A 17,540-nucleotide genomic window follows, 5' to 3' on the forward strand; every position below is an offset into this window, starting at 1 on the left:
GTACGGACCGGGTCCGTACCGCCCCTCTCCCGCTCCCTGTCAGAGCACCTTGGACAGGAACGACTTCGTCCGGTCGTGCTGAGGGCTGGTCAGCACATCGCGGGGGTGGCCCGACTCGACCACCACGCCGTCGTCCATGAACACCAGGGCGTCGCCGACCTCGCGGGCGAAGCCCATCTCATGGGTGACCACGACCATCGTCATGCCGTCCTCGGCGAGCTGGCGCATCACATCCAGCACATCGCCCACCAGCTCCGGGTCGAGCGCGGATGTCGGCTCGTCGAAGAGCATCAGCTTGGGGTCCATCGCCAGGGCGCGGGCGATGGCCACCCGCTGCTGCTGGCCGCCGGAGAGCTGCGAGGGGTAGTTGGCCGCCTTGTCGCCGAGCCCCACCCGGTCCAGGAGCTGGAGCGCGCGGGCCCGTGCCGTGGCCCGGGACTCGCCCTTGACCTGGACGGGCGCCTCCATGATGTTCTCCACCGCCGTCATGTGCGGGAAGAGGTTGAAGCGCTGGAAGACCATGCCGATGTCGCGCCGCTTCAGCGCGACCTCGCTGTCCTTCAGCTCGTACAGCCGGTCGCCCTTCTGCTGGTAGCCGACCAGCTCCCCGTCGACGTACAGCCGTCCGGCGTTGATCTTCTCCAGATGGTTGATGCAGCGCAGGAAGGTCGACTTGCCGGAGCCCGAGGGGCCGATCAGACAGAAGACCTCGCGCGGGGCGACCTCCAGATCGATGCCCTTGAGGACCTCGACCGGGCCGAAGGACTTGTGCACGCCCTCCGCCTTGACCATCGCGTTGGCGCTCATGCGGAGACTCCCTTCGGCCGGCGCACGGAGAACACGCTCGACCGGATTCTCTGGAACGGGGTCGCCGGCAGGGTGCGGCTGGAGCCCCGGGCGTAGTAGCGCTCCAGGTAGTACTGGCCGACGCTCAGGACCGAGGTCAGGACCAGGTACCAGGCGGCGGCCAGGAAGAACATCTCGACCGGTGCTCCGGAGGTCTGCCCGATGTTCTGTGCCTGGCGGAAGAGTTCGGTGTACTGCACCGCCGCCACCAGTGAGGTCGTCTTGAGCATATTGATGACCTCGTTGCCCGTGGGCGGCACGATCACCCGCATCGCCTGCGGGATCACGATCCGGCGCAGGGTCTTGCTGTGGCTCATGCCCAGCGCGTGCGAGGCCTCCGTCTGGCCCTCGTCCACGGAGAGCAGGCCGGCCCGGCAGATCTCCGCCATGTAGGCGGCCTCGTTGAGGCCGAGCCCCAGCAGCGCGGTGAGGAACGGAGTCATGAAGTCCGCCCACTCGTCCCGGTAGAAGCCGAGGTTGATGTACTCGAAGACCAGGCCCAGGTTGAACCAGACGAAGAGCTGGACCAGGACCGGGGTGCCGCGGAAGAACCATATGTAGAACCAGGCGATCGACGAGGTCACCGGGTTCTTCGACAGCCGCATCACCGCGAGGAGGATGCCTCCGACGATGCCGATCGTCATCGACAGCACGGTCAGGACGATGGTCTTCCAGACCCCCTCGACGATGCGGTCGTCGAAGAAGTAGTCCGGTATCGCGCCCCAGTTGATGTTGCCCTGGGCGAAGGCGTAGATGATCACCGCGAAGAGCGCGATGGCGACGAGGGCGCTGACGTACCGGCCGTAGTGGCGGACCGGGACGGCCTTGATGGCCTCCGGGCCGGCCGCGGGCGGCGGGGGTGGCGCGTCCTTTGGACCCGTCTTCTTGATGTCGGCAGTCACAGGGAAGCCTTTCCGTGGCGAATCAGTTGCTGACCTGGGGCCGGTGCCCGCGGCACCGGCCCCAGCCGGGTCAGGAACCGCCGTTGATCCTGGCCTCGGTCACCGCGCCGTCGGCGACGCCCCACTTCTCCAGGACCTTCTTGTACTCGCCGTTCTTGATGATCACGTCCAGCGCGGCCTTGACCGCGTCCCGCAGCTGGGTGTTGTCCTTGGCGACCGCGATGCCGTACGGAGCCGCCTCGACCTGCTCGCCGACGGTCTGGAAGTCCTTGCCGCCGCCGGAGGTCTCCACCGCGTACGCGGCCACCGGGAAGTCGGAGGAGCCGGCGTCGCCGCCGCCTGCCCGCAGCCGGGTCTGGGCCTCCAGGTCGTTGTCGAACTTCTCGATCTTGATCTTGCCCTTGTCGCCGCACTTCTTGTTCTCGGCGTTGGCGAGGTCCTCGGAGACCGTGCCGCGCTGCACGACGAGCTTCTTGCCGCACAGGTCCGCCCAGGTCTTGATGCCCTGGTCATCGCCCTTCTTGGTGTAGATCGAGACGCCCGCGGTGAGGTAGTCGACGAAGTCGACGCCCTCGCCGACCTTCTTGCCGGTGTCGGCGTCCACGCCGTTCTGCCGGTCCTTGGTGTCCGTCATGGCCGACATGGCCAGGTCGTACCGCTTGGAGCGCAGACCGGTGACGAGGGTGTCGAAGGTGCCGTTCTCGAACTCGAACGTCACCCCCAGCTCCTTGCCGAGCGCCGCGGCCAGGTCCGGGTCGATGCCGACCGTCTTGCCCGAGTCGTCCTTGAACTCCACCGGCGGGTAGGCGATGTCCGATCCCACCTTGATGACGCCCTTGTCGCGTATCGCCTGGGGCAGCATGGCGTTGAGCTTGTTGCCGTCCCCCGCGGAGGCGGAGCCGCCGGCGCTCTCCTTGGCGCTCCCGCCTCCCTTCGACTCCGTCTGGTCGCCACAGCCGGTCAGCAGCATGGTGCCGGCGACCGCGATGGCGCCGACCGCGGCGAACCGGGAGTTGAGGGTCTTCCGGGTCTTCTTGGCGGTCTTCGGGCGCGTGATGCGTGCGGTCATGTCGAGGGTCCTCCGGCGTGTCAGAGAGCTGCCATTTCGTGGTCGTATCCCGATCGTGTCCTCGTCGTCGAGTGACACGACCTGGTGTGTTTTCGGCATCTTGCCATTCGGACCAGCCCAATCAGGGGGCCGTGCATGTCAAAATCGGGTAACGGGACACCCCCGACCACCGTGAACCGGTCAGGCAGCGCCGGACCATTCGCGGGAGTACGTCCTTCTGGCCGGAAGTTCTCCGGTCGGCGGAGGCTCACGGAGCAGATAAAGGGCACGTAGCCGACGTGTCCTGAAATCAGAGATGAGTTATGTCCGTATCGGGATATCGACTCGTCTCCGGCGGGCCCCGTCGGGTAAGAAGGACCCTTACACCCCTCATCCGGGGCTCAGGGCGCGTGTGCGGCGTGCCCGCGTGTTCACAGCACCTCCCCGCGGGCGGCAGGCCGTCGGAGCGGGGCATGGACACGGTGCCCGCCCACCCCTCCTCAACCAGGAGTGGCAACCCTCAACTGATGAAGACCTAAGGGGTCAACCAATGGCAGCGGAGATCGTCAATTCGCGCAGCGACCAGGACGGCGAGACCGACGGAGGCACGGAGAGCGCTCCGGCGGAGCCCTTCGATCCGGCCTTCGCGCTCCACCGGGGCGGCAAGATGGCCGTCCAGGCGACTGTGCCGGTGCGCAACAAGGACGACCTGTCCCTCGCGTACACACCCGGTGTCGCCCGGGTGTGCAGCGCGATCGCCGAGCAGCCGGAACTGGTCCACGACTACACCTGGAAGTCGCAGGTCGTCGCCGTCGTCACCGACGGGACCGCGGTGCTCGGACTGGGCGACATCGGACCGGAGGCATCGCTTCCGGTGATGGAGGGGAAGGCCATCCTCTTCAAGCAGTTCGGCGGCGTGGACGCGGTGCCGATCGCGCTCGCCACCACCGACACGGACGAGATCGTCGAGACGGTGGTGCGGCTCGCCCCCTCCTTCGGTGGGGTGAATCTGGAGGACATCTCCGCGCCGCGCTGCTTCGAGATCGAGCGCAGGCTCCAGGAGCGGCTGGACATCCCGGTCTTCCACGACGACCAGCACGGCACGGCCGTGGTGACGCTGGCGGCCCTGCGCAACGCCGCGCGGCTGACCGGCCGGGGCCTCGGCGATCTGCGCGCGGTGATCTCGGGCGCGGGCGCGGCCGGGGTCGCGATCGCGAAGTTCCTGCTGGAGGCGGGGCTCGGCGATGTGGCGCTCAGTGACCGGAAGGGCATCGTCAGCCGTGACCGCGACGATCTGACCCCGGTCAAGCGCGAGGTGGCGGAGCTGACCAACCGGGCCGGTCTCTCCGGCTCGCTGGAGTCCGCGCTGGCCGGCGCGGATGTGTTCATCGGGGTCTCCGGAGGCACCGTGCCGGAGGAGGCCGTCGCCTCCATGGCCCCGGGCGCGCTGGTCTTCGCCATGGCCAACCCGACCCCCGAGGTCCACCCGGACATCGCGCACAAGTACGCGGCGGTGGTGGCCACGGGCCGCAGCGACTTCCCGAACCAGATCAACAACGTCCTGGCGTTCCCGGGGATCTTCGCGGGCGCGCTCCAGGTGCGGGCCTCCCGGATCACCGAGGGGATGAAGATCGCGGCGGCGAACGCGCTGGCCGATGTGGTCGGCGACGAGCTGGCGGCGGACTATGTCATCCCCTCGCCCTTCGACGAGCGGGTGGCCCCGGCCGTGACGGCGGCCGTCGCGGCGGCGGCCCGTGCGGAGGGTGTCGCCCGGCGCTGACGCGTCGTCCTGCCGTGGACAGGTTGCGGGCCCGCCCTTGGGGGCGGGCCCGCGCTGCGTGGGGCGCGCGGGGGCCTTGCCGGAGTCCTTCCGGGGCCTTGCCCGGGTGCGGGGTTGCGGGTCCGGGAGCCGCTTCCCCGTGGGGTACGGCGTGGCGGGTCCGGGGGCCGCTTCCCCGTGGGGTACGGCGTGGCGGGTCCGGGGGCCGCTGCCGGGGGCGCGGTGCGGGGGCCGGGCCCGGAGTCCGTACCGGGGGCGCGGTGTGTGTCACACCCCGGCGCCGTTCCGTCACCGGCGGTCCGGATCTAGGGTGCGGGACATGTTCGCCGCCTACGCCGCACGCATCGACCCCGACGCCCCCCTCGACGGCCTGGAGCTGGGCGAGCGCCCGGCCCCGCCGGACCGCCCCGGCTGGACCACCGTCACCGTCCGGGCCGCCTCCCTCAACCACCACGACCTCTGGTCCCTGCGGGGTGTCGGCCTCCCCGCGGAGCGGCTGCCGATGATCCTCGGCTGTGACGCCTCGGGCACCGACCCGGACGGCAACGAGGTGGTGGTGCACTCCGTGATCGGCCAGACCGGGCACGGGGTCGGCCCGGACGAGCCGCGCTCCATCCTCACCGAGCGCTACCAGGGCACCTTCGCCGAGCAGGTCTCCGTACCGTCCTGGAATGTGCTGCCCAAGCCGGCGGAGCTGTCCTTCGAGGAGGCCGCCTGTCTGCCCACGGCCTGGCTCACCGCGTACCGGATGCTCTTCACCAACGCCGGGGTGCGCCCCGGTGACACCGTGCTGGTGCAGGGCGCCGGCGGGGGAGTGGCGACCGCCGCGATCGTGCTCGGGAAGGCGGCCGGACTGCGGATGCACGCCACCAGCCGCGACGAGGCCAAGCGGGAGCGGGCGCTCGGGCTCGGCGCCGAGGGTGTGTACGCGCCGGGGGAGCGGCTGCCCCGCCGGGTGGACGCGGTGATCGAGACCGTCGGCGCGGCGACCTGGTCGCACTCGGTCAAGTCGCTGCGGCCCGGCGGCACCCTGGTGATCTCCGGCGCGACCAGCGGCGACCGGCCCTCGCACGCGGAGCTGACCCGGATCTTCTTCCTGGAGCTGAAGGTGGTGGGCTCGACCATGGGCTCCCGGGACGAGCTGGCCGATCTGCTCTCGTTCTGCGCGGCGACCGGGGTGCGGCCGGTGATCGACGAGGTGCTGCCGCTGGAGCGGGCCCGGGACGGGTTCGAGCGGATGGCGGGCGGGGGGCTGTTCGGGAAGGTGGTGCTGACGCCCTGAGCCTCCCGCCGGGTGTCAACTCTGGTTGACGAGTCATGGGTGTCAATGTAAGTTGACGCCCATGACTGAGGCAACGGATCTCGCCGCGCGGGCGGGTGACCGCGACCCGAGGGTCGGGCTGCGCGCGGTCGCCGCCCTGCGCCGGCTTCTCGAACGGCTCGAAGCGGTCCAGGTGCGCAGTGCCCGTGGTCAGGGCTGGTCGTGGCAGGAGATCGCGGCCGAACTGGGAGTCAGCCGGCAGGCCGTGCACAAGAAGTACGGGAGGCAGTGATGTTCGAACGGTTCACCCAGGACGCCCGGGACGCGGTCAAGGGGTCGGTTGCGGTCTCCGAAAGGACCGGTGCGGGCGAGGTCACCGAGGAGCATCTGCTGCTGGCGATGCTCGAACAGCCGGGAACCCGGGTGTCCTTCGCCTTCTCCGCCCTCGGTGTCCTGGACCGGCGCTCCTCCCTGGAGCGCGCGCTCGCGGAGGCCCGGGGGCGGGCGGGTCTCTCCCGCTCCGACACGGAGGCGCTGGCCGGCCTCGGTATCGACATCGGCGAGATCGTCTCCCGGGTGGAGCGGGCCCACGGCCCCGGCGCGCTCCGGCCGCCGAAGCGCGCCAGGCGCTGGTGGAACAGCCCCTTCACCCCCGAGGCCAAGGACGTCCTGACGTGCTCCCTGCGGATGGCCACCGGCCGGGGCGACCGCCGCGTCGGCGGCGAACATCTGCTGCTGGCCCTCACCGCCCGGCCCGGTGTGGTCGCGGAGACGCTCGCCGACCACGGCGCCACCCATGAGGCCGTACGGCGCGCGCTGTACGGGGAAGGGGGCGGGGAGCGGTAGCGAGACGGCCCGGGCCCCGCGCCGCCGTGCGCGCGGGCCGGCCCCGGTGGCCGGTGCGCGCGCACGGCCGGGCCGCTATCGGTCCTCGGGTCGGTCCTCGGGCTTGAGCAGCGCCCCGAGGATGTCCTCGGCCGCCGTGGCCAGCCGGCGGCGCGCTTCGTCGAGCCGGGCCTCGGTGACGCCGTGGTCACGGGCCGCGTCGCGGATGTCGTCGCGGAAGCGGTCCAGCAGCCGGTCCAGATCGCGGGCCGGGTCGCCGGTGGGCGGCGGCTCCTCACCGGGCCAACCGTGCGCGGGGGTTGTTCCGGCCGCTCCGGGTGCCGGGCCCGCTCCGGGTGCCGGGCCCGCCCCGGGGGCGGGGGCGGCGGGGGCGTCCCGAGCGGGCGGCGGCGGTGTCCTCGTCAGACCGGAGAGCCGCTCCGTCAGATCGGAGAGCCCCTCGCGGAGCCCGGTCGGCCAGTCGCCCCGGGTGAAGTGCCCCTGCACCTGGTCCTGCACCTGCTTGGCGATCCGCTGCATCTCGTGCCGCGCCTTCTCCTGCGCCTCCCTGGCCTGGCGGCGCGCCTGCTGGGCGTCCTCCCTGGCGCGGCGGGCCTGCTCCTGCCACTCGTGGGTGACCTTGCGCCACTCCTCCTTCTCCGCCTTCTCCGCGCCCGGGGAGGTCCGGGTCCGGTCCGCCGCGGCCCGCATCTCGCTGCGCAGCTTGCCCGCCGCGCCGCGCACGTCGTCGCGGATCTCCGCCGCCAGTTCGGAGACCGACTCGCGGATCTCCAGCTCCAGATCGGCCAGCTCGCCGCCGCGCCCGGCCAGCTCCGCCCGGCCCGCTTCGGTGATCGAGTAGACCTTGCGGCCCCCCTCGGTGGCATGGGTGACCAGGCCCTCGGCCTCCAGCTTGGCCAGCCGGGGGTAGACCGTGCCGGCGGAGGGCGCGTACAGACCGTGGAAGCGCTCCTCCAGCAGCCGGATGACCTCGTACCCATGGCGGGGGGCCTCGTCCAGAAGCTTCAGCAGATACAGCCGCAGCCGGCCGTGCGCGAATACGGGAGGCATGGTCAGAGCACCTTTCCGGAAGGGCCGGCGGGGTCGGCCGGACCGGCCGGTCCGGCTGTGCCGGGTGTGTCGGGGGAGTCGCCGTCCGGCGCCGGGGCGGGGCCCGGGGCGTCGTCGGAGGGTCCCGGGGTGCCGGGGTCCTCGGCCGGGGGCCTGCGCAGCAGGGCGATCGAGCCGGAGACGGTCGTGGCCCGCAGGGTGCCCGTGCCCGCGCCCAGCCGCCCGGTGAGCCGCTTGGAACCCCAGGTGCCGCTGACCTTCAGGCTGTCGAAGGCGTTCGACAGCGAGCCGCTGGCCGTGTTCGCCTCCACCCGGGCGTCCGCCGGGTGCGGCAGCCGGACGGCGACCTCGCCGGAGACCGTGGTCAGCCTGATGTCCGCGGGGGCGCCCGGCGCGCCGTCGGCGGCGAGATCGATCAGCATGTCCCCGGTGAGCGACTCGGCCCGCACCCGCGAGCCCACCCCGCCCTCCATCACGGTGAGATCCCCCGACACCGAATGGCAGCGCAGCCCGCCGGTCACCGACTGGGCCTCCACGTTCCCCGACACCGTCTCGGCGCTGACCTCGCCGGACAGCCCCATCAGCGTGGCGTCACCGCTGACGCTGCGGACGGAGGTCCGGCCGCGGATACCGGAGACCACCACTCCGGCGCCCACCGCGTGGATCTCCACGGCCCACGAGGAGGGGACCGTCAGCGTGACGGTCGCCTCGCGCCGCCACTCCGCGCGGTCGAGCAGCTTCGTCCACTCCTTCCAGGGCAGCTCGCCATGGGTCACGCCCAGCGCGCCGTCCTTCCGCGTCACGATCAGCGGGGGGCCCTGGAGGCGGGAGACCTCCAGGCGGGCGGGGCCCTCGTCCGTGCCCACCACGTTCACCGTGCCGCTGACGACCCGCACTCGGAGTGCCGTCACTGCCGGCAGTGCCGTTACCGGTTCGTCGAAGGTGAGCTTCCCGGGCTCGGTGACCTCCCACGTCGACTCTGTCATCACGCTGCCCTTCCGGCCGGACCCGACGGATTCACGGGACGCAACATATCGCGTCTCATGGGCAATACGATATATCGCGAGTGGGTGGTGTCAAGGGCCCGGCCGGCCGCGATGGAGTGACCAAAAGGCGCCATACAGGGGCAAACTGCCCTAGCGTGAGGCTCATGAACGCGACACCCGTGGGCGCGCTGCTGCTCTGCCGGGCCGAGCCCTCCTCCGTACGGCCCGCGGCCCACCTCCTGCGTGAGCAGCAGCTGCTCGCCCCGGCGGGGGACGACTGGAGTGTTCTCGTCCCCGAGGGACGGCCCTGGCGGGAGGCCGCGGAGCCGGTGGACCGGGTGCTCGGCGGATGGGCGTCCGCCGTCGCCGTCGCCACCAACCGGCCGGTGCTGGCCCTGTGGTGGGACGCGGACCGCGCCGGGTTCACCCTCGCCTCCGGATTCCGGCGGCCCGTCGGGTACGTCTGGCTCACGGACGGTACCCCGGTCGGCGAGGCGGAGGCGATGCACACCTTCGCCGCGCGTCTCGGGCTCGACCCCGTGCTGGACGTGCAGTCCCTGGACCCTCTCACCCGGCCCGACGGCGAGGCCGACGCCCGCGCCCGGCTGCTGGGTCTGGTGGCGGTGCTCAGCAGAGCGGGGCTGCGGCTGCCGCCCGGGCTCCTCCCCGGCGAACCGGGCGGGAGACTCCGGGCGACCGCCCGGGCGCTCGGCGCGGAGACCGTGGAGTGGGCGGGGTGGCGCGACGCCGTGCGGGCGGAGTTCCAGGCCGTGGAGGAGGGGCTGGACCACTGGCTGCGGGACCGGGAGGACCGCGCCAGGACGCTGGGGGCGGTGCAGCTGGCCGTGGGGGTGCCGATCGGGGTCTACGGGGTGGTTCGGAGGAGTCCGGGGTGGGTGGCTGCGGGGGTGGTGCTCGTTGCCAATGGGGTTGGTGCTTTTCGTGGGGGGGTTTGGGGGGGGTCGTAGGGTGGGGAGGGTGGTGCCTGCGGGGGCCTGTGGGGCGGGACGGGCTGAGATTGTGCGGGTTGCCCGTGGTGCGGGGTCCGTCCTCAATCTCCCCCAGAGCTGCCTCTGGGAGGTGCCCCCGGACGGGCTGGTCAAGCCCAGCCTCACCGGCGAGCTGAGCCGCACCACTCCATCCCCGTCGGCGGTTGAGCCGCGTCACCCCAGCCCCGTCGGTGACCTGAGCAACTCAAGCCTCGCCGGCGTTTGAGGCGCGGGGGTTCGGGGGCCGGCCCCCGACTGTGGCCCGCAGGGTGCGGGTTGCCTGTGGTGCGGGGGCCGTCCTCAAGCCCCCCGGAGCCGCCTCTGGGAGGTGCCCCCGGACGGGCTGGTCAAGCCCAGCCTCACCGGCGTTCGAGCCGCGTCACCCCAGCCCCGTCGGTGACCTGAGCAACTCAAGCCTCGCCGGCGTTTGAGGCGCGGGGGTTCGGGGGCCGGCCCCCGACCGTGGCCCGCGGGGTGCGGGTTGCCTGTGGTGCGGGGGCCGTCCTCAAGCCCCCGGAGCCGCCTCTGGGAGGTGCCCCCGGACGGGCTGGGTTTTGCCCGGGCTCCCTGTGGCGCGGGACGCGCCGGGTGGGGCGGGTCAGTCCTCTTCGTCGTCCTCGTCGTCCAGACGCGCCAACCACGTCGCCAGCCGCTCCACCGGCACCTCGAAGTCGGGATTCAGATCCACGAACGTGCGGAGCTGCTCGGCGAGCCACTCGAAGGAGACCTCCTCCTCGCCACGCCGCTTCTCCAGCTCCTCGATGCCGCGATCGGTGAAGTACACAACATGCTCCCGGGACGGATGGGGGACTACCTCCCCAGCCTACGGCGCGCCCCCCTCCCGCCCGGCAACCGGGCGGACCGGAACGCGCCATTGCCTCCGTCGCCGTTCGAAGCGGGCCCGGTCGCGGGTACGTACTGGGTAGCCCGCCGCCGACAGCGGAGGCGGGCACCCGAGGGCGGGGGAATCCGTGAGCGGACACGTCCAGCGGATCGAGCTCCCCGGGGGTGCCGTGGTGCACGCCCGGCTCACCCCCGCCGGCGGGGGATACGGCGAGGACGACGAGGACGTCGGCGTCGCCGAGCGGGCCGCCGCCCGGGTGCGGCAGCTCGACGAGCTGATCCGGGGCGTGGGCGCCGCCGTCCTGGACGCGGCCTCCGCCGCCGGGCCCGACGAGGCGAGCGTCTCCTTCGGGATCGAGCTGACCGCGAAGTCCGGCGCCGTCCTCGCCGTTCTCGCGGCGGGCGAGACCAAGGCGTCCGTCCATGTCACCCTGGTCTGGCGCCGCCCCGGCACGCCCGCGGCACCGGAGTTCCCGCCGTGAGCGAATCCGACGCCGTCATCGAGGCCCTCGCCCGCGCCGCCACCGTCCGCCTCCACTCCGCCCGCCCCGACGAGCCGGGGCTGTGGGGCACCGGCTTCTTCGTCGCCCCCGGCTGGGTGCTGACCTGCGCCCATGTCCTCGCGCCCCATCTGAGGTCCGACCGGACCCGGGTCTTCTCCGTCAGCGGCAGCGAGGTCAACGGCGGCGCGCCCCTCGAAGCCCGGCTCGGCCACTGGCTGCTCGACGGCGACCCCCGCCCCGAGCAGCGCATCCCGGTGGAACAGGACCTCGCCCTGGTCCGGGTGGCCGCGGACGGCGCCGCGCACGAGTGCGTCTGGCTGACCGACCGGACCGACCACCCCGGCGGGCGCGGCATCGTCCAGGGCTACCGCCCCGACGAGGACCGGCGCGCGGTCCGCTGGCAGGCCGCCGCCCGGATCAACGGCTTCGACGACGACTACGGCCTCCGCTTCCGGCCGGAGGCCGAGTTCCCCAAGGGCGGCTCCGGGTCTCCGGTGCTCGACGCCCACACCGGTGCCGTCATCGGCGTCCTCAAGTCCCGGCGCGCCGGGCGCGACGGCGGGACGGCCGTCGCCTGCACCGCCCTGCGCCGCTTCGGCCCCGCCTACCAGGTGCTGATGGCCGCCCACGACGGCTGGCACGGCCGTACCCCGACCGTCGGAGGGCACCACTGGACCGAGCGCCAGCACCAGTTGCCCGGCGCGGGCGTGCACACCGGCGGCGACCAGTGGAGCCCCCGGGACCGGCGGGCGGCGCTCGCCCTGCTGGCCTCGGTGCCGCCGCCCGAGGGCATCCGGCCCGTCGCCGAGCTGGCCCGCAAGGCCCGCGGCGGGATCGCCGCACCCCCCGGCCAGCTGCTCCCCCACGCCTGGCGCGACGGCCATGGACTGCTCTACGAGGCGGGGCAGCCGGTCGCCGCCATCGCGGCCCTGCACTACCTCCAGCTCGTCGTGGAGTACGAGCGGACCCGCGGCGGCGAACCCGCCGCCCTCGCGGGCTGGGTGGCCCGCCGGCTCCGGGAGGTGCCGCCGATCGTGCACACCGTGGTCACCCAGGCCACCCTGCCGCCCGGGCTGGTCCCGCCCGCGGTGCCGGGCGGCGGTCCCGGCGGGCGGGCCGTCGTCCGCTACCCCCGGCCCGCCGACGGCTCCGCCGTCGTCATCGTCGAGCTGGAACCCGTGATCCACACGGCCGCCCCCCGCTTCTACTGGCGCATCCGCGTCGACGACGGCCACGACCTCAACGAACCCCTCCACGAGGAGCAGACCGGCGACGGCACCCCGCCCGACCGGCTCGTCCGGCGGCTGCGCGGACCGCTCGCCGAGGTCTTCTCCTCCGTCGACGCCCCCGGCGCGCCCGCCCCGCTGGAGGTCGCCCTTCCCGTCGACCACTTCGACACGGCCGTCCACCGCTGGCAGCTCACCGAGATGGCGCGGCTGCACCACGCGGCGTATGTGGGTGTACGCCGGATGGTGGTCCTCCGCGATATCGCCCGTCGCGGCGCACCCGATCCCGTACGGGTCCGCCGATGGCGGGCGATGGAGCGCGCGGGGGCGCTCACCGCGCTGCGCACGCCCCCGTTGTCGCAGGTCCCCCGGGCCCGCCACTTCGAGGACACCGGGGCGTCGGCGGTGCCGGTGCTCTGCCGCCCCGCGAGCCGGGGCGTCGGCCGCCGGGCCATCGGCCTCGCCCTGGACGCCGGGCACGGGGTGGTCATCTGGCACACCGACGGCCACCCCGACCACGGCTGCACCGACTTCTGTGAGCGGCTCCACGACGGCGCCGCCCGCTTCCTCGAACAGGCGGCCGATGTCCTGGAACTCCCCGACCGCCTCCGCCGGGTCAGGGACGACATCAGCGGATCGCACAACGGGGGCCACTGGGCGGAGGGCGTGGCCCTGCTCTACGACGACCCGGGCCGCCCGCTCCCCACCGACACCGGCGGACCGGTGGACTCCCCATGAGGCGGCCATTCCGGATGCGGATCTCCGGGAATCCCGCCGGACCGCCGCCCCCGCGCACCGGGCGGCGGACGAGAGACCGCCGCCCGGGCCATTGGGAGCCCGGAGCCGTGGGTACATATCCGGCGTTGCCCGCCACCGGTCCACCCGGCCGTCACTGAGGAGCGAGCGATGGACGACTGGCTGATCTACCGGGGCGCCGGAGCGCCGGACCCCGACCGCATCCGCACCCTCCCGCCGCCCCCGCCCTGGCGCGTCTTCTCCGGGGAGCCGCTGCCCGACCCCGCGCCCCCCATCGACGCCTCCTCCACCCGCAGACTCGGCGCCCGCGTCGGCGCCCCGCCCGCCCAGGACGCCCGAGCCCTCGAACTCATCAACGCCGCCCTCTACCTGCGGCGCCCCCTCCTCGTCACCGGCGAACCCGGCTCCGGCAAGTCCACCCTCGCCCACTCCGTCGCGTACGAACTCGGCCTCGGCCGGGTCCTCCAGTGGCCCGTCGTCAGCCGCACCGAGCTGAAGGACGGCCTCTACACCTACGACGCCATCGGCCGCCTCCAGGACGCCCAGCTCGCCGAGCGCGAGCAGCGCGAGCCCGACGACATCGGCCGGTACATCAGACTCGGGCCGCTGGGCACCGCGCTGCTGCCCACCGAGCGGCCCCGGGTCCTGCTCATCGACGAACTCGACAAGAGCGACATCGACCTCCCCAACGATCTGCTGAACGTCGTCGAGGAGGGCGAGTTCGCCCTCCCCGAACTGGAGCGCACCGCCGACCGGCCCGGCCACGCCGAGGTCCGCGTCCTCACCCACGACGGCCGCCGGGTGCCGGTGCGCGGCGGCCGGGTGCGCTGCCACGCCTTCCCCTTCGTGGTGATGACCAGCAACGGCGAACGCGACTTCCCCGCCCCGCTGCTCCGCCGCTGCATCCACCTCCACCTCGACCCGCCGCGCGACGAACGGCTCGCCGCGATGGTCCAGGCCCACTTCGGCGCGGGCGCCGACGAAGGGAACCTCGATCTGATCGGCCGGTTCACCAGCGAGGACGGCGACGGCGAACTCCGCCCCACCGATCAGCTCCTCAACGCCATCTACCTCACCCAGCACACCGTGCGCAGGGACCCGGCCCGCCGCGAGGAGATCGCCGGACTGCTGATGCGTCCCCTCGACACCCGGCAGCGGTGACCCGGTGCCGCCCCCGCCCCCGCCTCAGCGGGCCCCGGCCGCGCCCCTGACCGCCCTCGTCCGGCGGCTGCGCGAGGCCGAACTCGACCCCACCGCCGAGGAGCTGGCCGACGCCCTCTGGCTCGCGCGGTACGCACCCCCGGCCCCGCCGCCCGGCCCACCGCCCCCGGACCCGGCCGACGGCCCGCCCGCCGACACCGAACCCGCCCTCGCCACCGGACCCGAACCCCCGCTCGCCCCCGCCCACCCCGCCCTGCCCGCCCCCCGCGCCCGGATCGGGCTCTACGCACCCGCCCGCTCGGCCGGCCCCGGCGGGCTGCTCCCCGGCGGCGGACTGCGCCGCGTCCCCGTGCCCGTGCCCGCCGCCCTGCCCGACGCCCCCGCCCTGGAGCGCTCGCTCCGCCCCCTCCAGCGCTACCACCCGCCCATGCGCCCCGTCCGCCGCGAACTCGACGAGACCGCCACCGCCGACCACGCCGCCGACACCGGGATCGTCGTCCCCGTCCTCACCGGCGCCCGCCGCCGCGAGGCCCGGCTCGCCCTCGTCATGGACGAGTCCAGCTCCAACGCGGTCTGGGACGGAGCCCTGGAGGAGCTGCGCCAGGTCTGCGAGCGCTCCGGGGCCTTCCGCGAGATCGCCGTCCACCGCGTCCGCCCCGGCCGTCCCGTCCCCGCCCAGCTCGGCGACCCCACCGGACGGCAGCTCACCCTCGTCCTCAGCGACTGCGCGGGCCCGATGTGGCGCAGCGGCCGGATGCAGCGGCTCCTCCACACCTGGGCGTCGACCGCGCCCGTCGCCGTCGTCCAGCCGCTGCCCCAGCGGATGTGGGACCGCACCCATCTGCCCGCGCGCCCCGGGCTGCTCCGGCGCCGCGAGGGGCCCGCCGGGCGGCTGGAGTTCACCCCGCAGCGGGGCGCGGCCATCACCCGGGGAGTGCCCGTGCCGGTGCTCGCCCTGCGCCCCGGCTCCTTCGAGTCCTGGACCCGGCTGATCGCCGGCGCCACCGGCCAGAGCCTGAACGCGGCGGGCGCCGTCGTCCTGCGCCGCCACCCGGCCGCCCCGCCCCGCCGGCACGACGGGGCACCGCTCACCCCCGCCGAACGGGTCCGGCTCTTCCGCCGCACCGCCTCACCGGCCGCCGCCCAGCTCGCCGTCCATCTCTCCGCCGTACCGCTGACACTGCCCGTGATGCAGCTCGTCCAGCGCGCCATGCTGACCCGCAGCGGCCCCGACGTCCTCGCCGAGGTGCTCCTCAGCGGACTGCTCCGGCGCGAGGACACCGCCCCCGGCGACCCGGGCGACGACCCCGGCCCCGCCTACGCCTTCCTCGACGGGGTACGGGAGGAACTGCTCGGCCGGCTCGGCGCGGGCAGCGCCGCCCAGGTGCTCAAGCACTGCTCCGAGTACGTCGAGTCCCGCTACGGCCGCACCGCGCGGAACTTCCCCGCCATCGCCGCCGCCTTCCTCGCCGGCTCGGTCGACCCCCGGCCCTCCGCGCCCGGCAGCCCCGGGAGCCGCAGGCTCTGGCCCTTCGCCCAGGTCTCCGCGCAGGTACTGCGCCGCCTCGGCACCCCCCGGCCCACCGCGATGCCGGGCCCGCTGCCGCCGGAGGGCCCGGCCGGTCTCGCCGCCCGCGCCCGCGTCTGTCTGGCGCACTTCGGCGAACACGGCACCGTGCGCGACCTGGACACCGCGATCGGACTCCTCGGCTTCGCCGCCCAGGCCGAGCGGCGCACCACCCGGCGGGCCTCCCTCTACGACGAACTCGCCGACGCCCTGCTCCGGCGCTGGCTGGTGCGCCCGCTGCCGGAGGATCTGCCCGAGGCCCTGGACGCCGCGCAGAACGCGATCTCCGGCGGCCCGCCCCGGGCCCAGCTCACCCTGGCGCGGGTGCTGGAGGCGATGGCGGAGGATGTCGCCGCCGGGCGGCTCAGCGCGAAGCTCGTGCCCGAGTGGGCGTGGGTGCAGGCGGGCGACGAACCCGGGCCCGTCGCCGCCGTGCTGCTGTCGGCGGCCGACACCAGTCTCGCCGAACTCACCGCCGCCGCTTCGGGCGCGTCCGGCGCGCTGCGGGTGACCGCGGCCGCCACCCGCGTCCGGGTGCTGCGCCGGCTCGCCGTCCTCGGCGCGCCCCACGCGCTGCGCGGGCCGGCCGCGCCCGGGGACTGGTTCACCCGGGCGATGGAGACCGCCGTCGGCGCCGTCCAGCTCCTCCTGGACGAGGGCGCAGGCGACGAGCCCCCCGGGACGCGGGCCGGGGAGCGGCACGAGTCCGCGCTGCTGCTGCGCGGCGGGCTCCTGCTGGAGCTGGCCCGCCACCACCGGGGCGAGGGGCCCGTCGAGCCCCGCGAGAAGGACCCGGCCGCCTCCCGGGCGTACGCGGAACGCGCCGGGGACGATCTGCACGCCGGGATCGACGGGATCGACTGGGACGACGTCGACCGGGGCGAGCTGTGCGGCGCCTGGCTCGACTACGCCGACGCCATCGAGTTCCAGCACGAGCACCCCGACGACGACACCCGGCTGCGCATCCTCCAGGCCCTGGACCAGGCCCGGCGCACCGCCGACCGGGACGAGGAGACCCGGGCGCACATCCTGCTGCGGATGGCGGGACTGCTGGAGCAGCGGTACGCGGCCACCGGGAGCTGGACCCACCGGGACTCGGCGATCGCCGCCTGGACGGAGGCGCTGCCGCTGCTGCCCCGGTCCGACCCGGGGCGCGCGGCGGTGCTCACCGCGCTCGGGCGTCAGCTCACCGAGCGCGGGGTGGACAAGGACGCGCCGGCCGATGTCCGCACGGCGGTACGGCTGCTGCGCGCCGCGATCACGGAGACGGCGGCGGGCGATCCCGAGCTGCCCCTGCGCCGGGCGCTGCTCGGGCAGGCGCATATCGAGCGGTTCCGCGCGGAGGAGACGACGTCCGACCTCCAGGAGGCCGACTGGCTGCTGGGAGCGGCGGCGCGGGGAGCCGCCGACCCGGAGCTGGCGGCGTACGCCTGGTGGTACCGGGCGCTGGCGGCGGCGCTGCTGGGCCTGCGGACCGGGTCGGGCGCGCGGCTGCGGATGGGGGTGGGGTATGCGCGGCGCGCGGGGTGGGTGGAGGCGGTGGTGACGGCGCAGTGGGTGAGGGCGGGGAGGCTGGAGGGGGTGGCGGGGCCGGAGCGGGCCCTGGAGGAACACCGTGCGACGCTCGCCCTGCTGGACCCCGCCGCCCACCCGGCCCTGGCGGACCTGATCCACCAGGAGATCACTCGTCTGGAGTCCTCGTCCTGACCTCTGGGGTGATGTGCCGAGGACGGACCCTGTGCCACAGGGCCCCGCATCCCGCGGGCCTCGGTCGGG

The 17,540-nt window shown here is 74.1% G+C and carries 15 protein-coding genes; 9 read left to right on the plus strand and 6 right to left on the minus strand.

Annotated elements, in window-relative coordinates; all coding sequences use genetic code 11:
• Positions 1 to 39: 39 nt before the first annotated feature.
• From ABT122_RS11975 to ABT122_RS11985, 3 genes are all read right to left on the minus strand, one after another.
• A complete protein-coding gene (locus ABT122_RS11975; RefSeq protein ID WP_351549201.1) occupies positions 40 to 807 on the minus strand; it encodes an amino acid ABC transporter ATP-binding protein in 768 nt (255 codons plus the stop codon).
• Positions 804 to 1,748 (minus strand): amino acid ABC transporter permease, encoded by a 945-nt coding sequence (locus ABT122_RS11980; RefSeq protein ID WP_351549204.1) that lies wholly within the window; start codon positions 1,746 to 1,748, stop codon positions 804 to 806. The genes ABT122_RS11975 and ABT122_RS11980 overlap by 4 nt, the downstream gene beginning before the upstream one ends.
• 70 nt (positions 1,749 to 1,818) lie before the next feature.
• Positions 1,819 to 2,817 (minus strand): ABC transporter substrate-binding protein, encoded by a 999-nt coding sequence (locus ABT122_RS11985; protein WP_351549207.1) that lies wholly within the window; start codon positions 2,815 to 2,817, stop codon positions 1,819 to 1,821.
• A 529-nt stretch (positions 2,818 to 3,346) separates the two neighbouring features.
• Between ABT122_RS11985 and ABT122_RS11990 the strand changes: the two genes are divergently transcribed.
• The 4 genes from ABT122_RS11990 (at position 3,347) to ABT122_RS12005 (ending at position 6,683) form a co-directional block, all read left to right on the plus strand.
• Complete coding sequence (locus tag ABT122_RS11990) at positions 3,347 to 4,576, plus strand: NAD(P)-dependent malic enzyme (protein ID WP_351549208.1); 1,230 nt, start codon at positions 3,347 to 3,349, stop codon at positions 4,574 to 4,576.
• A gap of 319 nt (positions 4,577 to 4,895) precedes the next feature.
• Positions 4,896 to 5,858, plus strand: a complete 963-nt coding sequence (locus tag ABT122_RS11995) for a zinc-binding dehydrogenase (RefSeq protein ID WP_351549210.1) — start codon at positions 4,896 to 4,898, stop codon at positions 5,856 to 5,858.
• 61 nt (positions 5,859 to 5,919) lie between these two features.
• Positions 5,920 to 6,129 (plus strand): helix-turn-helix domain-containing protein, encoded by a 210-nt coding sequence (locus ABT122_RS12000; protein ID WP_351549212.1) that lies wholly within the window; start codon positions 5,920 to 5,922, stop codon positions 6,127 to 6,129.
• Complete coding sequence (locus ABT122_RS12005; RefSeq protein WP_351549215.1) at positions 6,129 to 6,683, plus strand: Clp protease N-terminal domain-containing protein; 555 nt, start codon at positions 6,129 to 6,131, stop codon at positions 6,681 to 6,683. Before ABT122_RS12000 ends, ABT122_RS12005 begins: the two co-directional genes overlap by 1 nt.
• 75 nt (positions 6,684 to 6,758) lie before the next feature.
• Here the strand turns inward: ABT122_RS12005 and ABT122_RS12010 are convergent, their stop codons facing one another.
• Both ABT122_RS12010 and ABT122_RS12015 read right to left on the minus strand, forming a co-directional pair.
• Positions 6,759 to 7,733 (minus strand): PadR family transcriptional regulator, encoded by a 975-nt coding sequence (locus tag ABT122_RS12010; RefSeq protein WP_351549218.1) that lies wholly within the window; start codon positions 7,731 to 7,733, stop codon positions 6,759 to 6,761.
• A 2-nt stretch (positions 7,734 to 7,735) separates the two neighbouring features.
• A complete protein-coding gene (locus ABT122_RS12015) occupies positions 7,736 to 8,719 on the minus strand; it encodes a DUF4097 family beta strand repeat-containing protein (RefSeq protein WP_351549220.1) in 984 nt (327 codons plus the stop codon).
• 164 nt (positions 8,720 to 8,883) lie between these two features.
• Between ABT122_RS12015 and ABT122_RS12020 the strand changes: the two genes are divergently transcribed.
• On the plus strand, positions 8,884 to 9,687 hold the full coding sequence (locus ABT122_RS12020; RefSeq protein WP_351549223.1) for a hypothetical protein: 804 nt from the start codon (positions 8,884 to 8,886) through the stop codon (positions 9,685 to 9,687).
• Positions 9,688 to 10,306: 619 nt separating this feature from the next.
• Here the strand turns inward: ABT122_RS12020 and ABT122_RS12025 are convergent.
• Positions 10,307 to 10,492 (minus strand): DUF6104 family protein, encoded by a 186-nt coding sequence (locus ABT122_RS12025; RefSeq protein WP_351549225.1) that lies wholly within the window; start codon positions 10,490 to 10,492, stop codon positions 10,307 to 10,309.
• A 187-nt stretch (positions 10,493 to 10,679) separates the two neighbouring features.
• Between ABT122_RS12025 and ABT122_RS12030 the strand changes: the two genes are divergently transcribed.
• The 4 genes from ABT122_RS12030 to ABT122_RS12045 all read left to right on the plus strand — a co-directional run bounded on the left by ABT122_RS12030 (position 10,680) and on the right by ABT122_RS12045 (position 17,471).
• A complete protein-coding gene (locus ABT122_RS12030; protein WP_351549228.1) occupies positions 10,680 to 11,033 on the plus strand; it encodes a CU044_2847 family protein in 354 nt (117 codons plus the stop codon).
• Positions 11,030 to 13,018, plus strand: a complete 1,989-nt coding sequence (locus ABT122_RS12035; protein ID WP_351549231.1) for a VMAP-C domain-containing protein — start codon at positions 11,030 to 11,032, stop codon at positions 13,016 to 13,018. Before ABT122_RS12030 ends, ABT122_RS12035 begins: the two co-directional genes overlap by 4 nt.
• A 168-nt stretch (positions 13,019 to 13,186) precedes the next feature.
• Positions 13,187 to 14,197: an AAA family ATPase gene (locus ABT122_RS12040; protein WP_351549234.1), complete on the plus strand. Its 1,011-nt coding sequence runs from the start codon at positions 13,187 to 13,189 to the stop codon at positions 14,195 to 14,197.
• 4 nt (positions 14,198 to 14,201) lie between these two features.
• Entirely contained in the window at positions 14,202 to 17,471 is a 3,270-nt protein-coding gene (locus tag ABT122_RS12045; RefSeq protein ID WP_351549236.1) for an SAV_2336 N-terminal domain-related protein, read from the plus strand.
• Positions 17,472 to 17,540: the final 69 nt, after the last annotated feature.

Source organism: Streptomyces sp. NPDC001985, assembly GCF_040296845.1.
Taxonomy (GTDB): Bacteria; Actinomycetota; Actinomycetes; order Streptomycetales; family Streptomycetaceae; genus Streptomyces.